We start from the raw sequence: 19,862 nt of genomic DNA, 5'->3' as shown, positions 1-19,862 counted from the left end.
CATAACGTCCGGCAAGCGTGCCGGACGTGCTATCTATCCGGCCACGTCCCACCACTGCTTATTCAGCGCGTAATAGCGGTCGGTGGGATCCAGCGGTTTATCCCACGGTTTATCGAGAATAAAGTGAATGTTTTTTACCGCAGAGTCATCCCACAGTGCCGGATGCTGATGCGGCAGCGTTTTCAGCGCGTTATAGATGTAGGGCAGCGGACGCCAGCGCTGATGATAGTAGTCATTGAGAAAATCCTGTTCCGGGAACAGATAGCGGGAAAGGTCCCCCAGCGCGGCCAGCTCATGCATCATATCGTCGAAAACGGCCTTGTCCGGTGTCAGCACCAGAAAACCGCTGTTAAGGTAGTTGTCCACCTCGTCCGGCGCAGAGGTGTGATCGCGTCCACGGCAGTAGCTGTAAAAACAGTTTTCCGGCGTCCAGCTTTTCGGATAGCTGCGGATTTTATTGGGATTGCAGCGGCAGGCGTGGCAGGCAGCGATCTCATCTTCCGCCAGCGGAAGCTCAAACAGCTCATCCATATTTTGCGTAACCAGCATGTCGGCATCAAGAAAAACGATGCGCTGATAATCCGTTAGCGTCCAGGCGGCCAGCTTGGTCCACACCTCTGAAAACCGTGCATTGGCGTAGTTGCTCTGAAGGCGGCTGTCGGGGCTGACCGGCTCGACGTTTTTCAGCAGGCAACCGGCTTCTTCCAGCGGCTTTCTGATATCGGCACCGATATTTGCCGTCACCATCACCACCAGCGGGTAGGCGCTGTTCACTTTTTTTAATGAGGCGAAAAGCGTGCGGACGCCAGTGGCGTACCCCGGCTGCGTCAGCAGCGTAGCCCATGCTTTCATCGTTGCGCCTCCTTCAATAATCCATCAATAAACGCATTAGCGAATTTATGCTGCGGATCGAGCGCCTCTCTGACCTTCTTAAAGGCCGCCCACTGTGGATAGATTGCAGCCCAGTCATATAGCGAAGCATCAAAATATTTGCCCCAGTGCGGTTTTCCGCCTTCTTCCGCCAGCAGTTTTTCGACGGCCAGCAGGAAATTTACGCCTTCTTCAGAAAGTGAACCGTCCTCAGCGTAGTAGACCACAAAGCCAAAGAAGCAGGTTTCCTCGCCGGCTGCCGGGCTGAGCCAGGCAGAAGAACCGCCGGTGCAGCGCAGGATAATCGGATAGTGCATATGCGGTTGCGTTTCCTGATGCCACGCTTTGATTTTTTTTATTACCGCTGCCGTACGGGCCAGTGGAATACCGATTTCAACATTGATCTGCGGTGTGGCGATGCCGCGGCAAAAGACCTGATAAACGTCGCCGGTTACGTCGGAGAAGTCTTTAAAGCGGGTGACGGTACGAAACGGTTTGCCGTTTTCATCAACGATTTTAGTATCGCTGCGCATATGTTCCAGCGTCTGCTCCACCGTGTCGTTCATGGCATCGCTGGTCGCTTCCTGTGTGACCAGCTCTTCGTTATTGTCGCGATACTGCTGGATCTCTTCTTCGCTCGCTTCACGTGCCGCCCAGACGTGCACCTGATTTTCATTCGGGAACCACCACGCTTTACTTAGCGCAAAATCGCGATTCCAGTGCAGGAGATCCTCTTCAAGCGTGTCGGCGCTGACGGCGTTCTTGAAACAGGTGTAAATTTGCAGAGGCTGCGTGCGCAGGATGACCTGTGTCACCACGCCAAGCGCGCCTAATCCAAGCTGTACGGCGTGAAACCAGGGGTGATCGCGATCGAAGGTGGCGACGCTGCCATCTGCCAACACCATGCGAATTTCTGATGCTTCATCGGCAATCGAACTCTGGCGCAATCCTTGTCCGTGTGTCCCTGTTGCCAGCGCACCGGCCAGCGACTGCGAGGCGATAACGCCCGGCGAGGAGGGAAGCATACGCCCCACGCCAGCCAGCACTTCGTAAACCTCATGCAGCGGCGTGCCGCCGGCAAACGTGGCGCTGTCTTCGGTCAGTGCGATAAGTCCGCTGAGGTGTTGAAGATCCACCAGCATATCGTCCGGCGCGGTCAGCTTCAGCATTCGCCCCGACGACATCTTGCTGCCCATTATGCGCACGTTACCGCCACACGCTGCCACAACCGACTGAAGCTCTGCCTCATTTTGCGGCGCAACAACAATACGTTTTTTACCCAGTGTTTCGTTCCGGGCCCAGTTCCATACCTGAGAGTGATCTGTGCCGGGGTCGGTTTCACGGCGTGGGTATCCGGCATAATCGCTTGCCATCTGGAGCTCCTTTTAAATGAAGAAAAAATTTATCGATCTGAAATGTGTGAGTCGTCACGGTTATTTTGTTTCAGACACCGTTAAGCGTAGATGAGTTGCGGCAAAAAAAAAATTTCACGTTAAAAAATCTGTACAGGTGGTAGATGTATTGTACAGATTTTTATGCAAGGAAGAAGGGAAGGGAATAGAAAATTTACTAATGACGATGGTCAGTTAACGTGTGCGTACCATCGACCACGCTCGCGAAGTGCGTGTCTATTTTTGCATTGAGTTCGGCCTGATCGGGCAGCGGCTTTCCGCGCAGCAGAGCCTCAGTGGTAAAGCAAAAAATTAAAATGCTGCGGCTGCAAAGGTTGGTCACGTCGGTATAGCTTTCCAGCGATTGCAAATAGATTTCATCGCCCTGCGCGTTTTGACGGCTGGTTTGCATAGCGGAAACCAGCAGGCGACAAACATCTGGCGCATCGCCCAGCACCGGCATTTTGCCAATGGAAAAGGCCAGCATTTTCTCCACGCGAATAAACAGCAGTCGCCGATGAGCAGAAGCAAACAGCTCTTCCAGCGTTTCCAGCCACAGAACCAGCGTGGTATTAAACAGCTCGTTTTGTGCCATCTCCAGGCTGGCGTGTTGCCAGTTAAACCGGCTAATCAGCTCAAAAAAAGCACTCTGGTAAGCACCGAATGCAAGGCTGTCGCTGTCGTCAACCTGAGGCAGTTGATTGCTGGCGAGTTCAAAACGCTGAAGCTCAGACTGGCTTTGTTCATCCTCAGCATCGATCAGCCGGGCTTTACGCTGCTGAAGCGTTTTCAGACCTTCCAGTTCGTGCAGCGTCGACATTGCAATTTCACTGGCCATCAGCGCTTTGTTAATTAAATGGATCTCTGCCGAGGAAGCCACCACCGAGCGTTCTGCCAGCAGTTCATTGCGTCGGTTGAGGTAAGCGGCAGCGGGCGTGAGGAAATTACACATGAAAAATCTCGTTGTCGGGAAAGGGCTGCGGGCAATCTCGCCCTGTAAAGAAGGCTCAGTATGACACAGTAAATGTGCCTGAATTCTTCTTACCGACCGTTTTCAGGAGAATGCGCAGGCGTTTCAGTGCCAGGCAAGTCTGGAGAAAAGATGGCGCCGTCAGAGGGATGCAGCGCACACAAGGCTGAAAAATAGCTCAAAACTTTCTGTATCAATGATCTGGCGCAATCTGTTTGCCGGACGCCTTACTATATCGTGATCAGAAGCAGCTATCTGCTGTTGCAGTGACGCGTTGATCACAGGGAAAAGGAGACGTTGATGAAAACAGGGAGAGCGTTCAGTTCAGCAGGGCAGCTTATCAACGGCTGCCCGCCCATTACAGAAGAAAGCCAGTGAGCTGGCGAACGCAGGGAAAATCGCCGGATTATCGTTTCTCACTGGCGAATGAGCGGACGTTTCTTGCCTGGATCCGCACCGCGCTGGCGTTTATGGCCGCCGCCATTGGCATCGATCAGCTTGCGCCCGATCTGGCGCCGTCCCAACTGCGTGAAGGGCTGGTTGCCGCACTGGGCATCACGGCAGCGCTGCTGGCCTGGTATGCCTGGCGACGTTGGGTGCTCAATGAACGCGCCATGCGTAATGACGCCGAACTGACCTTACCGCACATACTTGTCTGGCTGAGCGGCGGTCTGGCAACGGGGATTTTACTGACGCTGGCCGCGTTGATGCTGTTATGAGCAAAAACGTTCGCCCCGGCGATGCGGGATTGCAACCGGAACGCACCGCGCTGGCCTGGCAAAGAACCGTTTTCACCGTACTGATTTTCTCTCTGGCGGCGGTTCGCGTGGCGCTTTCCCGTGGTGATATTGTCTCCGGCGCACTCAGTGGTGCTGGCATCATCCTGTTGCTGATGATGGCTATCTCTTATCGTCGCCAGCAAACCCTTATCAATCGAACAGACCTGTCGACGCTCTCATCGGCGCTGGCTAAAGGATTGATCAGCGCAGCGCTTTGTCTGGTGTCGCTGTCATTTGCGCTGCCAGCATTGCTCAATTTAATGAAAGGAGAGGGCTGACATGGCGTTAGCGGGTTGCCACGTAATGGCGAAACCGGGCGGATCGGTCTGCAATATTGATTGCACCTACTGTTTCTATCTTGAAAAGGAGGCGTTGTACCCTGAGCGTCATAACAACTGGCGCATGTCAGATGAGACGCTCGAAGCGTTCATTCGCCAGCATATCGCGGCACAAAGCAGCGATTGCGTTAATTTCGCCTGGCAGGGCGGCGAGCCCACCATGATGGGATTGCCGTTTTTTCGACGGGTCATTGCGCTGTGTGATAAATACGCTAACGGCAAAAAAACAGAACATGCTCTGCAAACCAACGGCCTGCTGTTAAATGATGAGTGGGCCCGCTTCTTTGCGGAACACGGGTTCCTGGTGGGACTGTCGATCGACGGCCCGGCGCATCTGCATAACCAGTATCGCGTCAATCGCGCCGGGAAGGGGACGCATGACCAGGTCATGGCCGCGCTGGCATTGCTGAAAGCCCACAGGGTTGAGTTCAACACGTTAACGGTGATCGGCAGACATAACGTGGATCATGCGCGGGAAGTGTATGAATTTCTTCTGGCGGCCGGTTCGCGCTATATCCAGTTCATCCCGCTGGTGGAACGGATGAGTAGTGACGTGACCAGCACGTTGAACCTGGTGATGCCCGGTGAGAGCGCCGCGACGCTGGCGCCGTGGACCGTGCCGTCATGGCAATATGGCCAGTTTCTCAGCCAGATTTTTGATATCTGGGTACGGCGCGACGTGGACAACGTCTACGTACAGATGTTTGCCGTCGCGCTGGCGGCCTGGATGGGGCAGCCGCCTGTTCTCTGCGTTCATGCCGAAACCTGCGGACATGCGTTTGCGCTGGAGTCAAACGGCGATCTCTATAATTGCGATCATTTTGTCTACCCGGAACACCTGCTGGGCAATATTCATCAGCACAGCATTCAGTCGCTGAATAACAGCGAACGGGCGATGGCCTTTGGCGAAGCGAAACGCAAAACGTTAACTGCCGAATGTCGCTGTTGCGATTACCGTTTTGTTTGCCACGGCGGCTGCCCGAAACATCGCTTCGCCGTGTCGCCCTCCGGTCATCCCGGCCACAGCTATCTTTGCGCGGGCTATCAACATTTTTTTCAGCACATCACGCCGGTGATGAACGCATGGCGAGAGATGCTCAATCAGGGTTATCCGGTGCCTGCGATTATGCAATGGCTGGCGGTTGAGAAGCGTAAGGCAGGGAAAGAAACAGGCCGGAATGCGCCCTGTTCCTGTGGGAGCGGTAAGAAATTTAAGAAATGCTGCGGTTAACCGGGAATGAACAGGCCTGGTTCTGAAAACTTATTCAGGGCCGTTGTGATGACAAAAAAAGCCCGCTCGGGTGAGCAGGCTTCTTAAATTTGGCTCCTCTGACTGGACTCGAACCAGTGACATACGGATTAACAGTCCGCCGTTCTACCGACTGAACTACAGAGGAATCGGTTTCGATGGGGCGCATATTAGCGAGGGCGCAGAGCACTGTCAACAGCAAAAAAGCGTCAGGCTTTCAATTGACTACGATTAAAACAACCCGACGTTTTAGTAATCAGTTTCCGCAGCAGTCACGGCCGGATCGCCATCAGATAAACGCTGACAGGGGTCTTGCTGATAAAACTGCGTGAAGCGCTGATAAAGCGTGGCAAAACGGGCTTTAAAAAGCGCCGGTGCGCTAAAAAAATACTCTGACAGTACCGCAAAACACTCTGCCGGGTCCGTTGCCGCATAGGCATCAATGCTGGCTGCATTTTCGCCCACTAAATCAATTTCTTCCTGAATTTGCGCCATTGCGCCGTGCAGATCCTGCTCCCAGCCCGCAACGTCACGCAGGGCAATCGGCGGTACGCCGTTGGCGTAACCGCCGCGAGAATCCAGTTTATGAGCTACTTCATGGACGATAAGGTTAAAACCGGAGAGATCGAAAGAGTCCTGTACGTCCAGCCAGTTCAGCACGATCGGCCCTTGCTGCCAGCTCTGCCCGGCATGAACGGCGCGCCCGGCATGTATCAGGCCAAATTCATCTTCCCACTCATCATCAACGATAAAAGGCGAAGGGTAGATCAGCACCTCGTGGAAGCCATCCAGCCATTCAAAGCCCAGCTGCATCACCGGCAGGCAAAAGAGCAGCGCCAGCCGCGCGCGTTTTAATGCATCAAGCTGGAGGTTCTGTAACGGCACCAGGCTTTTCTGTTGCAGAAAACGTTCGGCAAGCTGGATAAGAGAGCGCCGCTCTTCCTCACTAAGCCCGCTCAGCACGGGCAGCATGAGCGCTTCCGACCAGGGCAGCGCGGAAGGAGCGGATTCACGGGTTTTCCAGGGCCATTTGATCATGTTGCCGCTCAGTTTTACAGGGTGAGGTTAACCTGCGCCGCAGGCGCGTTTTATGCGTCGACGCGGGTAAAATCAATTACCCATACCCACGGATTCACTTCCCAACTGGTACCGCCATATTGCAGCGCCCACTGCTTGCGATAAGCGTCCTTCGCGGAAACAGGCTCATTATGCATGGTAAAAAAGTTATTCAAAAAATGGGAGTCGGTCTGCACGCCTTCCGCCATCACATCATCTTCACTGATGTCCTGAATCTTTTCGACGCGAATACGGACTATTTCCAGATCGATGCGGCTTGCCCAACGCGGCATATGAATGCCCGCCTGCCATCCCGACTGATCTTCCTGATCCGCCCGATCGACAAAGTGACTGGTGTCGGCTCGATACTGACAATAGCGCGGGTTTTTAAACCGCGTTGGCGAGCGTTCGTAATCGCTCACCTCATTGGCGTCGATAATCGGGCCGCGCCACGTTTCGCGTACCCATAATCTGTCGCCCGGCTGTCCATACGGGCAATGATAACTTAAGTTTTCCATCCCCATAACCCGATTACCCTGAAGGTGATTATTGATAACGTCAATGCCATAACAGCCTTCATGATTGTCCTGTCCCGGACCCATAAGCTGAGATTTCATGATACGACGGGTTTGAGTCTGCTGCCCTGAAAGCAGCGCACGCACCCGCTGATCGCTAAATAAAATCGGGCGTTCTTTCATAATTCACCTCGGTTGCTGACACGCTGACGCCGTAATGAAAAACATCATATGAGCATGTCTGAACGTTAGCGCCGGGAGGCGCGTCAGCGGGAACAATTTATTATATACATTAGCTGTGCTTTTAAATATGCAACGAAAAAAACAAGAAACGTAAACGATTGCGTTATCATGCTTAGCTTTACGACGGCCAGGCACGTCCTGAGGCGCCACTCGCCTGTCATCTTTCTGACATCTGTTTTCTTTACAGTCCCTTACACCAGGCATAGCAGTGTGGTTTACAGGACTCAGCGCGCCCCGGCCCCGATATGGCACAGGCCCAATTCTACCTCAATATCGCTCAATCAGCAGCACATTCGTTTCAATCTTTCCGCTATCCGGGTTTAATCATTTACCTGAAAACCAATTACTTTTTCTGAATAGCGAAATGCTTAAATAGTGAAAAATAGTGTGAAATCCTGAAAATTAGCGCTATAAACATGACATGGATCCCATTTTACCGGCCTGATTCAGCAGGTTATTCGCTGCGGTTCAGCCTGGTATAAAACGGCCCACGGGCTAAATCAGCAAGGAGGAAGCGGTGACATTAATTCACTGGCAATCGCGGTTTGAGAACTGGCTCCATGAAACCTGGCCGCAGGACGACAAAGCGCACGATGTGGCGCATTTGCGTCGCGTCTGGCAAACGGCGCAGCGCATTATGGCGGCACATGATGTCGATGAACTGGTGGTGCTGACCGCCTGCTATTTTCACGACGTTGTAAACCTGCCGAAGAACCATCCGGAACGTCATCTTGCGTCAGCTCAGGCAGCGGCGGAAACGCGGCGTATTCTTCTCACCGTCTTCCCGGACTTTCCGCAAGAGAAATTTGATGCTGTCGCCCATGCGGTGCATGCGCACAGCTTCAGCGCAGGTGTGGCGGCCGAAACGCTGGAAGCCAAAATTGTGCAGGATGCCGACCGCCTGGAGTCGCTGGGCGCCATTGGTCTGGCTCGCGTCTTTTACGTCTCCGGCGCCCTGGGGCGACCGATGTTCGACAGTGTTGATCCGCTTGGCCGCGCCAGGCCGCTGAATGACACCGAATGGGCGCTCGATCACTTCCAGAAAAAGCTGCTCACGCTGCCGCAAACCATGCAAACCGCAGAGGGCAGGCAGATGGCAGAACACAACGCCAGCTTTCTGGTGACCTATATGGCCAAGCTGTGCGCTGAACTGAAAGGGGACTTTTGCTCGTTGGATGAAGAGGTGCTGCGTGAGTTCAGCGCCATCAATGAGAAATATTAAATTTTTGTGACTGTATAGGTTATGAAGGCGCTTTGGGCTACGGTATCGGTGAATTCTTCAGGAGAATCAGCCATGAACGATACCGTGAGCTTAACCATTAAGATCGATCCTGCTTTAAAGGAAATGCTCAAATCCTTTGCCCTTGAAAACCAGATTACACTCAGCCAGGAAGTCAGCCAGCGTTTGCAGGACAGCCTGAACACCTTTCAACATCCGGCGGTAGACAATCAGGGCGTCATCGAAGACGTGGATGCGCCGCTGAGCCTCGACGAAATCAAAAAAGTGCGCGCGCTGCTGAAAAAGACAAAAAAGAAGAAGTAACGATGCTCATCGGAGCCCCTGCCAGCCAGGGGCTTTATTGTCTCAGAGCACAAACTGGCTGAGGCAAGCCGCTGCTACTGCTCTTCATCGCCATAGTAAAGTACGCCGAGCTTGATCAGCGGCCGGCCCTGGTTTTTACGGTGGAGATTGCTGTCGCGCAATGAGTAAACACAGCCGCAGTACTCCTGCTGATAAAAGCGCTCACGCTTGCTTATTTCAATCATTCGCGCTGAACCGCCTTTTTTACGCCAGTTATACTCCCAGTAAACCATATCGGGATAGGGTGCTGCCGCACGCACGCCGCAGTCGTTGATCTGTTGCATATTCTTCCAGCGTGAAATGCCGAGCGAACTGGAAATCGCCTGGAAACCGTGCTCGTGCGCATAAAGCGCGGTGCGTTCAAAGCGCATGTCGAAACACATGGTGCAGCGCGCGCCGCGCTCCGGCTCCCACTCCATGCCCTTCGCTCGCGAAAACCAGTTATCGGTATCGTAGTCGGCATCGACAAACGGAACGCCGTGCTTCTCCGCAAAGCGGATGTTCTCCTCTTTACGCAGCAAATACTCTTTTTGCGGATGAATATTCGGGTTATAGAAGAAAATGGTGTAATCGATGCCAGCGGCCTGAATGGCTTCCATCACCTCGCCGGAGCAGGGTGCGCAGCAGGAGTGCAGAAGCAGTTTTTTTGCGCCGTTTGGCAACTGAAGCGGGGGGCGATTAATGTCTTGCATGGCGGCAGGGGCTCCTTTTTTTTCTGATAAGCGCCAGTTTAGGCGGCGTGGCGCGCAATGTCACGGCGTGGCGGCGGCAAAAATAGCCCGTGTGCCTGGCATCGCGCAGAGTAAGTGATAAACTGACCGCCGTTTTTTCTGATAACCGGACAATCATGAGCGAGCGTGAGAACGTGACGGCGAAAGAGCCTCAGGCGGAGAAGTGGGAGCAGGATCGTCAGCTGATGCGCCAGGTGCTGGACATTTACGACATCAAAACCGTACTGGCCACGCTCGGCAATCGCGCATGGACGCGCGACGGGCTGAACCGCTGGCTCAGCGGTAAAGGTTCGCAAGCGGCGCTCAATGAAGCGGAGATCGCCCAACTCAGGCAGCTTCTCCCTTCGCCGCCGCCGCATCACCCTGATTATGCCTTTCGCTTTATCGATCTCTTTGCCGGTATCGGCGGCCTGCGCAGCGGTTTTGAGGCAGCGGGCGGCGAGTGCGTTTTTACCAGCGAGTGGAATAAATATGCCGTGCGCACCTATAAAGCGAACTGGTATTGCGATCCTGAACGGCACACTTTCAATCAGGATATTCGCGACGTTACCCTGAGCGGCAACCCGGCGGTCACTCCGGCGCAGGCCAGCGAACATATCGTGCGCACCATCCCGGAACATGACGTTCTGCTGGCGGGCTTTCCCTGCCAGCCATTTTCTCTGGCGGGCGTCTCAAAGAAAAATGCGCTGGGCCGCGCGCACGGGTTTGAGTGCGAGGCGCAGGGTACGCTGTTTTTTGACGTGGCGCGCATTATCACCGCCAGGCGACCGGCCATTTTTGTGCTGGAAAACGTTAAGAATCTGAAGAGTCATGATAAAGGGAAGACGTTCCGTATCATCATGGAGACGCTGGACGAGCTGGGCTATGACGTGGCTGACGCGGAGGCCAGCGGCGCCAGCGATCCTAAAATCATCGATGGCAAACATTTTTTACCCCAGCATCGGGAGCGCATCGTGCTGGTGGGGTTTCGGCGGGATCTGCAACTGCCCGCCTTCAGCCTGCGCGCGCTTGCCAGCCACTACCCCGCGCGCCGTACGCCGTTGCGCGAACTGCTGGAACCGGCGGTGGACGCGAAATATATCCTCACGCCCACGCTGTGGAAATACCTTTACCAGTACGCTAAAAAACACCAGGCCAAAGGCAACGGATTTGGCTACGGGTTAGTTGATCCTCTGCTTGAAAACGGCGTGGTGCGTACGCTCTCCGCGCGCTATCACAAGGATGGCTCGGAAATTCTGATCGATCGCGGTTGGGATCGTGCGCTGGGAGAACGTGATTTTGACGATGAAGCCAATCAGCAGCGCCGCCCGCGTCGCCTGACGCCGCGTGAATGCGCTCGCCTGATGGGTTTTGAACAACCTGGCGGGCCGCGCTTCCGTCAGCCGGTTTCTGATACACAGGCCTATCGCCAGTTCGGCAATTCGGTGGTGGTGCCCGCTTTTGCCGCAGTGGCAACGCTGCTGCTCCCGTGGATTAAGCAGGCGGTGAAGATGCGCGCGTAATGCACCAAGCAAGCCTTCGCCATGTATCCGCGACCATTACCGATTTTAGTAAACAGGAGAAGGGGATGAGCATAACCATTCGTAGTACAGAGCAAGATGATGCGAAAGATTATCAGCGAATTTTTGGTAAAAAAGAGGTTCAGGAAAATACGCTGCAACTCCCTTATCCTTCGCTTGATAGCTGGAAAGAGAAACTATCTGCCTATGCCAGACAGGGGAAATATGGTTTTGTTGCCATGCTGGATGGCATTGTGGCAGGCGAAGTCACGATTTTCACGAATGCTAATTCTCGTCTGAAACATGTCGTCAGCTTGGGTCTTGGTGTCGATACGGATTTCTCCGGGAAAGGGGTGGGATCTGAGTTAATGCGCCAGGCAATCCGTTATTCTTTTGACTGGCTGGGCGCAAGAAAAATCGAACTGGAAGTCTTTAGCGACAATGAAAAAGCGATTAGCCTTTACCGAAAGTTTGGTTTTACCGAAGAGGGGCTGAAGCGCGGCGCGGCGTTACGTCACGGCAGATATGAAGACGTGCTGCTGATGGCGCTTCACTCGCCATATTCAACGCTGGCTGCGCCATAGAGATTACGTTTGGGAAAATATTCCGGTGTCCTGTCTCTTCGACAGATCACGACGATTAAACGTGCTGGCGTACACGGACAATATTATGGCTGACGTACACTCTTCTGAAATCCGCAGTAAAAATATGCGCGCCATTCGCACCCGCGATACGGCGATTGAAAACCGGCTGGCAACGCTGCTGGCCGAGCTGGGGCTGAGCTATGAGGTGCAGGATAAAACGCTGCCCGGCCGTCCTGACTTTGTTCTGCGCCAGCATCAGGCTATTGTTTTTGTCCACGGCTGTTTCTGGCATCACCATGACTGCCATCTGTTTAAAGTGCCGGCGACGCGCACCACGTTCTGGATGGAAAAAATTGCCGGCAACGTCGCGCGTGATCAACGTTTTACCGGCGAACTCACCGCCGCAGGCTGGCGGGTGCTGATTGTCTGGGAATGCGCGTTACGCGGAAAGATGAAGCTGGACAACGAGGCGCTGAGTTCACGCCTCGAAGAGTGGATATTTGCCGGCAGCGGCAACGCGGAGATTAATGTAAAAGGCATCCACCAGTCGTAGCGCTGTTGCTGAAGCTGCAAATTTTCATCCCCGCTCCATGTCAGCGGACGAGGCTGCGCATGGCTCCCTCACTGACAGGGTTTAACGTCAGGCGGTGCAGGGAACAGGTATTTCCCCAGCGTCACCAGCACCACCGCCAGAATAATGACGCCGAGCGCCAGCCACTCGCGGGACGTCAGGCTCTCACCGCCAAAGCTGATGCCGAGCAGCACCGCCACCACCGGATTCACGTAGGCATAGCTGGTGGCAATGGCGGGCGTGACGTTGCGGATCAGATACATATAGGCGTTAATAGCGATAACGGAACCAAACAGGCTCAGGTAGCCCAGAGCAAGAAAGCCCTGCAAGGTAGGCGCCGCCGTCAGCTTTTCACCGCTTAACGCGCTGGCGACAAGCAGCACTGCGCCCGCCGTCAGCATTTCGACCGCACCCGCCATCATGCCCGACGGCAGCGTAATGCGCGATCCCCATACTGAACCGAATGCCCAACTAAGCGAACCAATCAGAATCATCACGGCCCCCCAGGGATTGCCGCCTAAATGGCCGCCGCTGTTCAGTAAAATAATGCCGACCAGGCCGACGGCGATTCCGACCCACTCAATCCAGCGGGTCTGGATGCCAAACAGGCGGCTGAAGCACATGGCGAACAGCGGCACGGTTGCCACCATCACGGCCGCAATGCCGGACGGCACGTTTTGATGCTCGGCCACCGTTACCGCGCCGTTGCCGACGGCCAGCAGCATAATGCCGACCAGCGCCGCATTCCCGGCCGCGCGCCAGGAGGGCAATTTCTCACCGCGCAGCAGCAAAAAAGTCATCAGGACTATACCCGCCATTAAAAAACGCAGCCCGGCCAGCAACATAGGCGGCCAGCTCTCCACGCCGAGGCGAATCACAAAATAGGTTGAACCCCAAATAAAGTAGAGGGCAAACAGCGCGGCAATAAGGGTGGGCAGAGAGGAGGCGCGGCGTAACATAATTCACTTATTTTTTAATTAACGTTGCGTTAACTTAACCTCAAACCCGCCTCACAACCAAATGAAAAAGCGGATTTTTTCGCTGGCTAAGGATTGTGATCCCATAAACGACGTGGCTGGTGCATAATTGATGAAGATCGCATTTGTTAACATTCTCACGGTGAACCATGAACAGTATCAAACTCACGGTAAAACGGCTCTATAAACTCAGCGGCGAACGCATGGTGAATGCGCAGGCGACGGCGCATGTTTACGTGGGTGAGAAACGGGTGGTAACCGAAGAGATTACAGGCATGACCGAAAGTCCGGTCAGTAAATTTCTGCATCATACCGAAGCGCAGGGTCAGCCGGTGAGAGTGGAATGGGAGTGTGACGGTATTGCCGATATGGCTGTGGTTGAAGTGCAGGTTTGTCCCTGCTGTCAGCATAATGAACTGGAATAAGGAAACGCATTTTGGCCGGAAGTAGCTTACTGACGCTGTTAGATGATATCACCACGCTGCTGGATGATATTTCGGTAATGGGAAAGATTGCGGCAAAAAAAACCGCAGGTGTGCTGGGAGACGATCTTTCGCTGAACGCGCAGCAGGTAAGCGGAGTGAAAGCCAACCGTGAACTGCCGGTAGTGTGGGGCGTGGCAAAAGGTTCGTTTATTAACAAGCTGATCCTGGTGCCGCTGGCGCTGGTGATCAGCGCGCTGGCGCCGTGGGCGATTACGCCGCTGTTGATGATTGGCGGCGCTTACCTTTGCTATGAAGGCATGGAAAAGGTGCTGCACAGCGTCCACAAGGACAAATCAGAGAAAACGCCGGAGGCGCGCGAAAAGCGGCTACAAAGCCTGGGCAAGGAGAATGCGGCGGAATTCGAGAAGAAAAAAATCAAGGGCGCGGTGCGTACCGATTTTATTCTCTCCGCTGAAATCGTGGCCATTACCCTGGGGATTGTTGCCGAGGCGCCGCTGCTCAACCAGGTGCTGATCCTTTCCGGCATCGCGATCCTGGTGACCGTGGGGGTCTATGGCATCGTGGCCGGCATTGTTAAAATTGACGATTTAGGCATGTGGTTGCAGGAAAAATCTTCTGCGGTAGCGAAAAGCATCGGCGGCGCGCTGCTGGCGATGGCGCCGTGGATGATGAAGATTCTGTCGGTGGTCGGCACGCTGGCGATGTTTCTGGTCGGCGGCGGTATTGTTGTTCACGGTGTGCCTGCCCTTCACCATGCAATTGAGCATTTCACGGCGGGGTATGGCGGCGTCAGCGGCTCGATTATCGTCAACCTGGCAAACCTGGTGGCGGGGCTGATAGTGGGTGCGATTGTGCTGTTGGTGGTCAATCTGATTGCCAAAGTGCGGGGTAAATCAGTATAAAAGCAGACGATGTGCATTCAGACTACGCAGGAGTGACGATGGAAGACGATATTTTCGAATTTGATATTGATGCTCAGTTAGAGCAGGCAGAAGCCAGAGCAGAAGAGAAAGCCCGCGAAGTGCCGCAGGATCTCAGTGACGAAGCGGACTGCGAAGGCTGTAAAATCTGACCAGGGCGCAAACAAAAAGCGGGTGAATTCACCCGCTTTTTTTACGTTTCGCCGTCGCCGGAAACGTTACACGTTCCCTTCGTTATCCTCTTCTACGGCTTTATAGATGCGTTGCAGGATATCCGGAAACGCAGACTGCACGCGGCTCCAGCTCGGTATAAACGGCTTTTCGTTCGGGCGCTCGATAAACGACTGGCCTGCATCAAGGATCGCCTGAGTAAACATTTCAACCGCTGCCTCTTCGGCATGCTGATCGAACTTCAGGCCGTTCATCGTCGCCTCATGGCTGTAGGTTTCCATCATATCGAGCGCGTTACGATAATAGGTGGCCTTCAGCACGCGGAAAGAGTCGCTGGTGATATTCACACCCATGGTTGCCATCTTACGCAGCAGTGACTGCACGATATCGTTGCTCATCCGGCGCAATCCGCCCGTGCCGTCCTCTTCGGAGAGCGGTTGATGTTTGTGGTCGTAGTTATCGGCGATCTCCACCTGACAGCTCTGTCGCGTGGTGTAGTTACGATAAATTTCCGATAACACGCCGATCTCCAGTCCCCAGTCGCCCGGCAGCTTGATGCCGTTGAGCACGTGGGTGCGCATGGCAAATTCGCCCGACAGCGGATAGCGGAAGCTGCTCAGGTAGTCGAGATACTCCGAGTGCCCGTAAACCTTTTGTAGCGAACGCAGCAGCGGCCCAACCAGCAATCGGCCTACGCGGCCATTCAGTTTGCCGTCGGCGACGCGAGCGTAGAATCCCTTACAGAACTCATACTGAAACGCAGGGTTGGCCAGCGGGTAGAGCAGTCGCGCCAGCATGCCTCGCTCATAGGTGACGATATCGCAGTCGTGCAGCGCCACGCAGGAGGAGCGGTCTGATGCCAGCGTGTAGCCAGTGCAGAACCAGACGTTGCGGCCTTTACCCGGTTGAGAAGGCGACAGTCCCTCTTTATCCAGCTCGGCGTCCAGTGCTTTCAGTCTCGGGCCGTCGTTCCACAGGATACGGTGACGCTGCGGCAGCCGCGAAAAGAACTCCCGCGCGAATAAAAACTGTTCGCGGTCGGCACGATCGAGACCAATCACAATCTCTTCGAGATAGGGCACCTTCGCCAGTTCATCGACAATTTTACCGAGCGCCGGGCCTTCCAGTTCGGAGAAGAGCGAGGGAAGGATCAACGCCATTTTGCGCTTTTCAGAGAAGCGAACCAGATCTTCCTCAAGCGTTTCAACGGAACGTCCGGTTAAATTATGGAAATTTGTTATCACGCCATTCTGAAAAAAATCACTCATTACATTCCCCTTAATCGAATTATCTTGCGAAAAAAAGCGCTACTCCTGCGCTAAAAACCAGGTCAGGCCTTCGCTCCAGCCTTCGGGGCCATAAAGCGCGCAGCGGTAGATCCGCGCTTCATCGCGACGTGAAAGCGTAACGGGCGTGTTGTTATAGCCTTTAATGACAACGGCATAATCCGTGCTGTCCAGCATGGGCGCATCATTCGGCCCGTCGCCCAGCCCTAACGTAATCCAGGGCTGCCCGGCGCGCGAGGGGATATGCTTCAGCAGCCACGCCAGCGCCGTGGCTTTGCCGCTGCCTTCATTCATCACGTGCCAGAAGCGCCCGCCCTGAATCAGCGCCAGGCGTTGTTCTTTCAGCGCCTGCTGAAAACGATCAAAGTTCTCCTGGCTGTCACGCCAGATGATGCTCTCTGAACCCTGACGATCTTTCGCCAGCGCCGCATCGGCCGGCGTCAGGCCCGTCCACTCCGAAACTTCTTTTTCCGTGACGTCGGCAAAACCAATGAATTTGAAGCCCTGCTGATTGCGTAACTGCGCCAGGGTTTGGCAAATGGCGGGATAGTCCTTGCCATCAGGGATGAGCGGCGGCACCTCGCTGACATCGCCGCCGTTAACTACCGCGCCGTTTTCGCCAATCCAGGGCGCGCCGGAAATGCCCAGCGCCTGCTGAAGCGGCACGATCTCCGCAGCCGTCTTGCTGGAACAGATCACGACTGGCACGTCGGCGGCATTCAGCCTGTCGAGCCATGATTGAGCAGGCTCCCAGCCGTAAGTGTGATGATCAAGCAGTGAACCATCCAGGTCGGTCACTATCATTAAAGGATCCTGCACCGTTGGCATATTGGCATTCCTCATCTGTGCGGCAAAAGTGCTGCATTATCATGGAGTATAGACTTACTGCTCTTTGGTAGAGGCTTCTTTACCCGCCGAAAAGGGAACGGTGCAGGGAAAACCAGGAATTTTCTCAAAAGATAGCGGGCTGATAATCACCCAGGAAACAAGTTTGCGTTTTAGCAGGCGGCGTCAGCACTGGCATCACGAGGGAGTGGTTTAAAAACAGGCTGCAAAGTCAGGGAGATAAGCGTTGAACTTAAGACTTGTCTTAGTCTTGAGTTGCGCTACGCTTTGTTTGTCTAAGAATTTCCTGTGTAACGAATTTTATTTATGAACTTTCATACCCGGCCACTGGCCGGGTTTTTTTATTTTTAACGGGCAAAAAAAAAGCCCGCGCTGCGCGGGCAAAATCCTTGTTACGTCTGCGCCTTTGGGTGGAGCAGTGAAAGAAGTGTAAGATTTTACGCTGTTATAAATCTCGTCAGGAAACGTTAAGAAAGTGAAAAAGAGGATTACGATGCTTTACGTTAGAGGTAAGGCAAAGCGGTGATAAACGGCTAAGCTTATCAATCAATTATAAGAGCTACTCTTTTAAAAAAGGATCGTTTATGGATTTTTTACGCATTGTTATTGCCATTCTTCTGCCGCCTTTGGGCGTTTTCATGCAGGTCGGCTTTGGCGGCGCCTTCTGGCTTAATATTCTGTTGACGATTTGTGGCTACATTCCCGGCATCGTGCACGCCGTCTGGGTCATCGCGCGCCGTTAACCGCTCGCGCTGCGCCGTGCAGGAATTTCAGATAAACTTAGCGCACACACGGGAGGGAATGCGATGAAGGTCAACGATCACGTTACGGTTAAAACGGATGGCGGCGAACGGCGTCCGGGCAAAGTGCTGGCGGTGGAAGAGTTCAGCGAAGGGACGATGTTTCTTGTTTCGCTGGAAGACTATCCAATGGGGATCTGGTTCTTTAACGAAGTTGGCCATACCGATGGCATTTTTGTCGAACCGCATCCGGCAGGATAACGGTTTCTGACGTGCAGCGGCTTTCGCCGCTGCATGCTGCATTGACTCAAAACGTTTCCCAGTTATTGCCTTCCGCCAGCGCAGGGCGAGCGGGCAGGGCAGGCGTCTTCAACGTTGTCGGGGCTGGCACCACCGACGCGGCGGCGCGCGATGCGCTCTCGCGGAGTTGAAAGGCTGCAACGGCCTGAGTCAGACGCGAAGCCTGTTCTTCCAGCGACGAGGCGGCGGCCGTCGCTTCTTCAACCAGCGAGGCGTTCTGCTGCGTGACGTTATCCATTTCGGTAACGGCTACGCTGACCTGCTGAATGCCGCGACTCTGCTCATCCGAGGCGGCGGCGATCTCCGCCATGATATCCGTTACCCGGCCTACGGCGCCGACAATATCGGTCATGGTTTCGCCGGCATGGCTCACCTCAGAGGAACCTTTATCGATAAGTGACACCGACTCGGCAATCAACCCCTCAATCTCTTTTGCCGCACCGGCGCTGCGCTGCGCCAGATTACGTACCTCGCTCGCCACCACGGCAAAACCGCGACCCTGCTCGCCCGCTCTGGCCGCTTCTACCGCCGCATTAAGTGCCAGAATGTTGGTCTGAAATGCAATGCTGTTGATCACGGTGGTGATTTCGGCAATTTTCTTCGAGCTGCCGGAAATGTTGTTCATGGTAGCGATCACGCCGGAGACAATACTGCCGCCCTGATGCGCTTTGCCTGACGCATCTGCGGCCAGTTGGCTGGCGTGATGCGCATTCTCGGCGTTCTGTTTCACCGTGGCGGTCAGTTGCTCCATGCTGGCGGCCGTCTGCTCAAGCGCGGCGGCCTGTTGTTCGGTACGCGACGAGAGATCGGTATTACCTGCGGTGATCTCGCTGGAGCCCTGGTAAATAGCCACCGCCCCTTCGCGAACCACGCCAACCGTCTGAACCAGCGACTGCTGCATAATTTGCAAATTACTGCCCAGCATGCCGATCTCGCCGCGCCCCCACTGCTGTATCGGTGCAGTGAGATCGCCCTGCGATATCCGCTCTATACGCTCTACCGCCTGATGCAGTGGCGTAATCACCACCCGACGCAGGAAGATGAAGGTGGTCAGGGTGAGCAGCAGCGCGGCGGCAAAGGCGCAGGCCATCATAATAAAGCTCAGACGTGTCTCCCGCTGCGCTTCGGCGTTGATCGCGCTGGCGCGTGCAGTGCGGATTTGAATGGCTTTCAGCAGGATGGCGTTATAAGCATCGTCCAGCTTGCGTGTGGTCTCGGTCTCCTGCGAAATCACCCCTTCAAAGCTGCCGTCTTTCGCGGCCTTAACCATCGGCAGCAGCCCCTGATTCAGATAGGCCTCAAAGCGTGTTTTCAGATCGTCATCCATGGCCGCATCGGCAGGCGTTTTCACCCGACGATTGAGATAGCTGGTGAAGCTGTCGCTGGCCTGCCGGATACGTTTGTCCGTCTGCTTCATGGCGGCTTCGAAAGCGTCCATTTCGCCAATGCGCGCTGACGCACCTGCCTGGATAATGTTGAGTCGGGCGGTACGCAGGTTATTAGAACTGTTAGAAACCGCCATGCGTACCTGAATCTCTTCGGTAACATCCTTCAATGACTGATTACTGTGGGTCAGAAAGTAGCTGGCGAGGCCGATACACAAGGCGAATAACAAGAGAATGCCGCCAAGGATAACGGTAAATAAGGGAACGAGGCGCAGATGTTGCCAGAAGCTAATCCCATTCGGTTCGGCACTAAGCTGTAATGATTTCATGTCCATTTGCTCTCTGTAAGGATGATCAATGCGAGGTGTTGTAGAAGTCGCTTAAGAACATCGGCAGAGAAGGAAAAAGGGTGA

The 19,862-nt window shown here is 54.4% G+C and carries 23 protein-coding genes and 1 tRNA gene; 13 read left to right on the top strand and 11 right to left on the bottom strand.

Annotation, left to right across the window (positions count from 1 at the left end; all coding sequences use genetic code 11):
* Positions 1-33 precede the first annotated feature (33 nt).
* The 3 genes from FA91_RS11120 to FA91_RS11110 all read right to left on the bottom strand — a co-directional run bounded on the left by FA91_RS11120 (position 34) and on the right by FA91_RS11110 (position 3,213).
* Positions 34-852: a glycosyltransferase family 8 protein gene (locus FA91_RS11120; protein ID WP_034915730.1), complete on the bottom strand. Its 819-nt coding sequence runs from the start codon at positions 850-852 to the stop codon at positions 34-36.
* Positions 849-2,243 carry a D-arabinono-1,4-lactone oxidase gene (locus FA91_RS11115; protein WP_034915729.1) on the bottom strand — a complete coding sequence of 465 codons (1,395 nt, stop codon included), beginning with the start codon at positions 2,241-2,243 and terminating at the stop codon, positions 849-851. Before FA91_RS11115 ends, FA91_RS11120 begins: the two co-directional genes overlap by 4 nt.
* Positions 2,244-2,439: 196 nt before the next feature.
* On the bottom strand, positions 2,440-3,213 hold the full coding sequence (locus FA91_RS11110; RefSeq protein ID WP_034915727.1) for a hypothetical protein: 774 nt from the start codon (positions 3,211-3,213) through the stop codon (positions 2,440-2,442).
* Between the two features lie 392 nt (positions 3,214-3,605).
* Here FA91_RS11110 and FA91_RS11105 point away from each other — a divergent pair, with 392 nt between their 5' ends.
* The 3 genes from FA91_RS11105 to FA91_RS11095 are packed head-to-tail and all read left to right on the top strand — an operon-like array spanning position 3,606 to position 5,579.
* Positions 3,606-3,950, top strand: coding sequence for a DUF202 domain-containing protein (locus FA91_RS11105; RefSeq protein WP_034915726.1), 345 nt, complete (start codon positions 3,606-3,608; stop codon positions 3,948-3,950).
* The gene (locus FA91_RS11100) at positions 3,947-4,288 is read left to right on the top strand and encodes a DUF202 domain-containing protein (RefSeq protein WP_034915725.1); all 342 of its coding nucleotides are present in this window, start codon (positions 3,947-3,949) and stop codon (positions 4,286-4,288) included. The genes FA91_RS11105 and FA91_RS11100 overlap by 4 nt, the downstream gene beginning before the upstream one ends.
* A gap of 1 nt (position 4,289) precedes the next feature.
* A complete protein-coding gene (locus FA91_RS11095; RefSeq protein WP_034915724.1) occupies positions 4,290-5,579 on the top strand; it encodes an anaerobic sulfatase maturase in 1,290 nt (429 codons plus the stop codon).
* A gap of 90 nt (positions 5,580-5,669) precedes the next feature.
* Here the strand turns inward: FA91_RS11095 and FA91_RS11090 are convergent.
* The 3 genes from FA91_RS11090 to FA91_RS11080 form a co-directional block, all read right to left on the bottom strand.
* A tRNA-Asn gene (locus tag FA91_RS11090) sits at positions 5,670-5,745 on the bottom strand.
* Positions 5,746-5,846: 101 nt separating this feature from the next.
* Positions 5,847-6,635 (bottom strand): DgsA anti-repressor MtfA, encoded by a 789-nt coding sequence (gene mtfA / locus FA91_RS11085; RefSeq protein ID WP_034915722.1) that lies wholly within the window; start codon positions 6,633-6,635, stop codon positions 5,847-5,849.
* Positions 6,636-6,685: 50 nt separating this feature from the next.
* Complete coding sequence (locus tag FA91_RS11080; protein ID WP_034915720.1) at positions 6,686-7,351, bottom strand: hypothetical protein; 666 nt, start codon at positions 7,349-7,351, stop codon at positions 6,686-6,688.
* 577 nt (positions 7,352-7,928) lie between these two features.
* Between FA91_RS11080 and FA91_RS11075 the strand changes: the two genes are divergently transcribed.
* Positions 7,929-8,633, top strand: coding sequence for a phosphohydrolase (locus tag FA91_RS11075; RefSeq protein WP_034915717.1), 705 nt, complete (start codon positions 7,929-7,931; stop codon positions 8,631-8,633).
* A 72-nt stretch (positions 8,634-8,705) separates the two neighbouring features.
* Positions 8,706-8,954 carry a TraY domain-containing protein gene (locus FA91_RS11070; RefSeq protein ID WP_034915715.1) on the top strand — a complete coding sequence of 83 codons (249 nt, stop codon included), beginning with the start codon at positions 8,706-8,708 and terminating at the stop codon, positions 8,952-8,954.
* Positions 8,955-9,028: 74 nt separating this feature from the next.
* Here the strand turns inward: FA91_RS11070 and FA91_RS11065 are convergent, their stop codons facing one another.
* On the bottom strand, positions 9,029-9,685 hold the full coding sequence (locus FA91_RS11065; protein WP_034915713.1) for an epoxyqueuosine reductase QueH: 657 nt from the start codon (positions 9,683-9,685) through the stop codon (positions 9,029-9,031).
* A 155-nt stretch (positions 9,686-9,840) separates the two neighbouring features.
* On the opposite strand from FA91_RS11065, the gene FA91_RS11060 reads away from it, so the two are divergent.
* The 3 genes from FA91_RS11060 to vsr all read left to right on the top strand — a co-directional run bounded on the left by FA91_RS11060 (position 9,841) and on the right by vsr (position 12,360).
* Complete coding sequence (locus tag FA91_RS11060; protein ID WP_034915712.1) at positions 9,841-11,226, top strand: DNA cytosine methyltransferase; 1,386 nt, start codon at positions 9,841-9,843, stop codon at positions 11,224-11,226.
* 65 nt (positions 11,227-11,291) lie between these two features.
* On the top strand, positions 11,292-11,807 hold the full coding sequence (locus FA91_RS11055) for a GNAT family N-acetyltransferase (protein ID WP_034915711.1): 516 nt from the start codon (positions 11,292-11,294) through the stop codon (positions 11,805-11,807).
* An 85-nt stretch (positions 11,808-11,892) separates the two neighbouring features.
* Positions 11,893-12,360, top strand: coding sequence for a DNA mismatch endonuclease Vsr (gene vsr, locus FA91_RS11050; protein WP_034915709.1), 468 nt, complete (start codon positions 11,893-11,895; stop codon positions 12,358-12,360).
* Positions 12,361-12,428: 68 nt separating this feature from the next.
* On the opposite strand, the gene yedA is transcribed toward vsr, so the two are convergent.
* Positions 12,429-13,337 (bottom strand): drug/metabolite exporter YedA, encoded by a 909-nt coding sequence (gene yedA, locus FA91_RS11045; RefSeq protein ID WP_034915706.1) that lies wholly within the window; start codon positions 13,335-13,337, stop codon positions 12,429-12,431.
* A 167-nt stretch (positions 13,338-13,504) separates the two neighbouring features.
* Between yedA and FA91_RS11040 the strand changes: the two genes are divergently transcribed.
* From FA91_RS11040 to FA91_RS21450, 3 genes are read left to right on the top strand one after another with little or no spacing between them, the layout of a single operon-like run.
* Positions 13,505-13,780, top strand: coding sequence for a hypothetical protein (locus FA91_RS11040; protein WP_034915703.1), 276 nt, complete (start codon positions 13,505-13,507; stop codon positions 13,778-13,780).
* Positions 13,781-13,791: 11 nt separating this feature from the next.
* A complete protein-coding gene (locus tag FA91_RS11035) occupies positions 13,792-14,703 on the top strand; it encodes a DUF808 family protein (RefSeq protein WP_034915700.1) in 912 nt (303 codons plus the stop codon).
* A gap of 38 nt (positions 14,704-14,741) precedes the next feature.
* A complete protein-coding gene (locus FA91_RS21450; RefSeq protein WP_255350083.1) occupies positions 14,742-14,873 on the top strand; it encodes a hypothetical protein in 132 nt (43 codons plus the stop codon).
* 66 nt (positions 14,874-14,939) lie between these two features.
* Here FA91_RS21450 and FA91_RS11030 read toward each other — a convergent pair whose 3' ends face one another.
* Both FA91_RS11030 and FA91_RS11025 read right to left on the bottom strand, forming a co-directional pair.
* The gene (locus FA91_RS11030) at positions 14,940-16,160 is read right to left on the bottom strand and encodes a glycosyl transferase (RefSeq protein WP_034915697.1); all 1,221 of its coding nucleotides are present in this window, start codon (positions 16,158-16,160) and stop codon (positions 14,940-14,942) included.
* A gap of 39 nt (positions 16,161-16,199) precedes the next feature.
* Positions 16,200-17,006, bottom strand: coding sequence for a mannosyl-3-phosphoglycerate phosphatase-related protein (locus FA91_RS11025; protein WP_034915695.1), 807 nt, complete (start codon positions 17,004-17,006; stop codon positions 16,200-16,202).
* 602 nt (positions 17,007-17,608) lie between these two features.
* Here FA91_RS11025 and FA91_RS20510 point away from each other — a divergent pair.
* Both FA91_RS20510 and dsrB read left to right on the top strand, forming a co-directional pair.
* Positions 17,609-17,767 carry a YqaE/Pmp3 family membrane protein gene (locus FA91_RS20510; RefSeq protein WP_034915692.1) on the top strand — a complete coding sequence of 53 codons (159 nt, stop codon included), beginning with the start codon at positions 17,609-17,611 and terminating at the stop codon, positions 17,765-17,767.
* Between the two features lie 63 nt (positions 17,768-17,830).
* Positions 17,831-18,025, top strand: a complete 195-nt coding sequence (gene dsrB / locus FA91_RS11015) for a protein DsrB (protein ID WP_034915690.1) — start codon at positions 17,831-17,833, stop codon at positions 18,023-18,025.
* 46 nt (positions 18,026-18,071) lie between these two features.
* Here the strand turns inward: dsrB and FA91_RS11010 are convergent, their stop codons facing one another.
* A complete protein-coding gene (locus tag FA91_RS11010; protein ID WP_034919225.1) occupies positions 18,072-19,778 on the bottom strand; it encodes a methyl-accepting chemotaxis protein in 1,707 nt (568 codons plus the stop codon).
* Positions 19,779-19,862 lie beyond the last annotated feature (84 nt).

This window comes from Erwinia sp. 9145, assembly GCF_000745075.1.
Classification (GTDB): domain Bacteria; phylum Pseudomonadota; class Gammaproteobacteria; order Enterobacterales; family Enterobacteriaceae; genus Erwinia; species Erwinia oleae.
The sequence above is the reverse complement of the archived record's forward strand: the minus strand, read 5'-3'. Positions and strand labels throughout refer to the sequence as shown.

What these genes read in the sequence shown, in the direction of transcription:
- FA91_RS11120 (WP_034915730.1), bottom strand. Translation starts at nt 852, where the DNA reads ATGAAAGCATGGGCTACGCTGCTGACGCAGCCGGGGTACGCCACTGGC.
- FA91_RS11115 (WP_034915729.1), bottom strand. Translation starts at nt 2,243, where the DNA reads ATGGCAAGCGATTATGCCGGATACCCACGCCGTGAAACCGACCCCGGC.
- FA91_RS11110 (WP_034915727.1), bottom strand. Translation starts at nt 3,213, where the DNA reads ATGTGTAATTTCCTCACGCCCGCTGCCGCTTACCTCAACCGACGCAAT.
- FA91_RS11100 (WP_034915725.1), top strand. Translation starts at nt 3,947, where the DNA reads ATGAGCAAAAACGTTCGCCCCGGCGATGCGGGATTGCAACCGGAACGC.
- FA91_RS11095 (WP_034915724.1), top strand. Translation starts at nt 4,290, where the DNA reads ATGGCGTTAGCGGGTTGCCACGTAATGGCGAAACCGGGCGGATCGGTC.
- mtfA (WP_034915722.1), bottom strand. Translation starts at nt 6,635, where the DNA reads ATGATCAAATGGCCCTGGAAAACCCGTGAATCCGCTCCTTCCGCGCTG.
- FA91_RS11080 (WP_034915720.1), bottom strand. Translation starts at nt 7,351, where the DNA reads ATGAAAGAACGCCCGATTTTATTTAGCGATCAGCGGGTGCGTGCGCTG.
- FA91_RS11070 (WP_034915715.1), top strand. Translation starts at nt 8,706, where the DNA reads ATGAACGATACCGTGAGCTTAACCATTAAGATCGATCCTGCTTTAAAG.
- FA91_RS11065 (WP_034915713.1), bottom strand. Translation starts at nt 9,685, where the DNA reads ATGCAAGACATTAATCGCCCCCCGCTTCAGTTGCCAAACGGCGCAAAA.
- FA91_RS11060 (WP_034915712.1), top strand. Translation starts at nt 9,841, where the DNA reads ATGAGCGAGCGTGAGAACGTGACGGCGAAAGAGCCTCAGGCGGAGAAG.
- FA91_RS11055 (WP_034915711.1), top strand. Translation starts at nt 11,292, where the DNA reads ATGAGCATAACCATTCGTAGTACAGAGCAAGATGATGCGAAAGATTAT.
- vsr (WP_034915709.1), top strand. Translation starts at nt 11,893, where the DNA reads ATGGCTGACGTACACTCTTCTGAAATCCGCAGTAAAAATATGCGCGCC.
- yedA (WP_034915706.1), bottom strand. Translation starts at nt 13,337, where the DNA reads ATGTTACGCCGCGCCTCCTCTCTGCCCACCCTTATTGCCGCGCTGTTT.
- FA91_RS11040 (WP_034915703.1), top strand. Translation starts at nt 13,505, where the DNA reads ATGAACAGTATCAAACTCACGGTAAAACGGCTCTATAAACTCAGCGGC.
- FA91_RS21450 (WP_255350083.1), top strand. Translation starts at nt 14,742, where the DNA reads ATGGAAGACGATATTTTCGAATTTGATATTGATGCTCAGTTAGAGCAG.
- FA91_RS11030 (WP_034915697.1), bottom strand. Translation starts at nt 16,160, where the DNA reads ATGAGTGATTTTTTTCAGAATGGCGTGATAACAAATTTCCATAATTTA.
- FA91_RS11025 (WP_034915695.1), bottom strand. Translation starts at nt 17,006, where the DNA reads ATGCCAACGGTGCAGGATCCTTTAATGATAGTGACCGACCTGGATGGT.
- FA91_RS20510 (WP_034915692.1), top strand. Translation starts at nt 17,609, where the DNA reads ATGGATTTTTTACGCATTGTTATTGCCATTCTTCTGCCGCCTTTGGGC.
- dsrB (WP_034915690.1), top strand. Translation starts at nt 17,831, where the DNA reads ATGAAGGTCAACGATCACGTTACGGTTAAAACGGATGGCGGCGAACGG.
- FA91_RS11010 (WP_034919225.1), bottom strand. Translation starts at nt 19,778, where the DNA reads ATGAAATCATTACAGCTTAGTGCCGAACCGAATGGGATTAGCTTCTGG.